2 tRNA genes and 1 rRNA gene are annotated in these 1,158 nt (G+C 53.5%); all 3 read right to left on the bottom strand.

Going from position 1 to position 1,158, the window contains the following annotated elements:
- Positions 1 to 605 precede the first annotated feature (605 nt).
- A tRNA-Ala gene (locus Q2T52_RS26765) sits at positions 606 to 681 on the bottom strand.
- A gap of 115 nt (positions 682 to 796) precedes the next feature.
- Positions 797 to 873, bottom strand: a tRNA-Ile gene (locus Q2T52_RS26760).
- Positions 874 to 1,074: 201 nt separating this feature from the next.
- A 16S ribosomal RNA gene (locus Q2T52_RS26755) occupies positions 1,075 to 1,158 on the bottom strand; the annotation flags it as partial.

Genomic DNA, 1,158 nt, shown 5'->3' with positions numbered 1-1,158 from the left:
TAGGTAGTAGCGAATAGAATGTTCAAAAACTATTCGCCATTCGCTATTCGCTAACAACTCCCAAAACCTGGCTACCTTTTACAACCAGGTCATTCGAGATGCCATCGACGTGTTCGATCCGGTCCCTTACAAAGATGTCACGCCGAGCGACATCCGGGCCGGATCTTAAGACCAGCTTCTCGAGATTAAATCCGGGATCGCGCGGTCAGGCAACGATCATCAATCAATCCGTCAGAGGCATCAAAGACACCAACAACGAACGACCAGAGTGACAAGCTTCCTTCCTTCCCTGGCCCCTATTCGCTTCCGGTCGGCTAGACCATCCACGACATCAGCAGGACCAGCTTCGGACTTGGGACCAAAACCTTGCGGTCAAACCCAAACCTGGAAGCCTCCAGATCAATCTTCTCTTCACGATTTTTGCAAAACAGGCATACGCTCCTAAAAGCGATGCAAACTTTTATTTCCATGGAAGACACGTCATCATGCCAGCTTTTCCACCCATACAGGGCGATAGCCCGTCGGCCACGTTTGGCCGCGCCGTCCGCAGCGCAGCGCTCGTTCAAGAGCGCGACAGCGTGAGGACAAAACATAAAGACAATAAATGGTGGAGCTGAGCGGGATCGAACCGCTGACCCCCTGCTTGCAAAGCAGGTGCTCTCCCAGCTGAGCTACAGCCCCATCCAGCGCTTGTGCACCGAACAGGACTTCTCCCAACCGGCTCCAGCAACATTCAATCCGTCAACGTAAAGCCCCAAGAACCAGCCAAAACCCCAAGCCACAATCGCAAAAGCAATGGTGGGCCCGGGAAGACTTGAACTTCCGACCCCACGCTTATCAAGCGTGTGCTCTAACCAACTGAGCTACGGGCCCATTCCTGGGACCGTCAACGGTCTTGTCTTCCAAAGAAAGAGAAACGTGGTCGGCGGGTTCCGCCTTATCATCAGGCCATGAAGGCTCTGTGACGTATTTCGTTTCGATGGTCGCCTGACTGGCGCCATCTATGTTCTAAAAAGCACGGGAAGGTTCAGCCTGATCTAGTCAAGCGTCTTACCAATTCCACAGCTTCCTTAGAAAGGAGGTGATCCAGCCGCAGGTTCCCCTACGGCTACCTTGTTACGACTTCACCCCAGTCGCTGACCCTACCGTGGTCGCCTG

Source organism: Rhizobium oryzicola (genome assembly GCF_030504645.1).
GTDB classification, from domain to species: domain Bacteria; phylum Pseudomonadota; class Alphaproteobacteria; order Rhizobiales; family Rhizobiaceae; genus Neorhizobium; species Neorhizobium oryzicola.
Note: the sequence above shows the minus strand (reverse complement) of the source record. Positions and strands in the feature narration are given on the sequence as shown.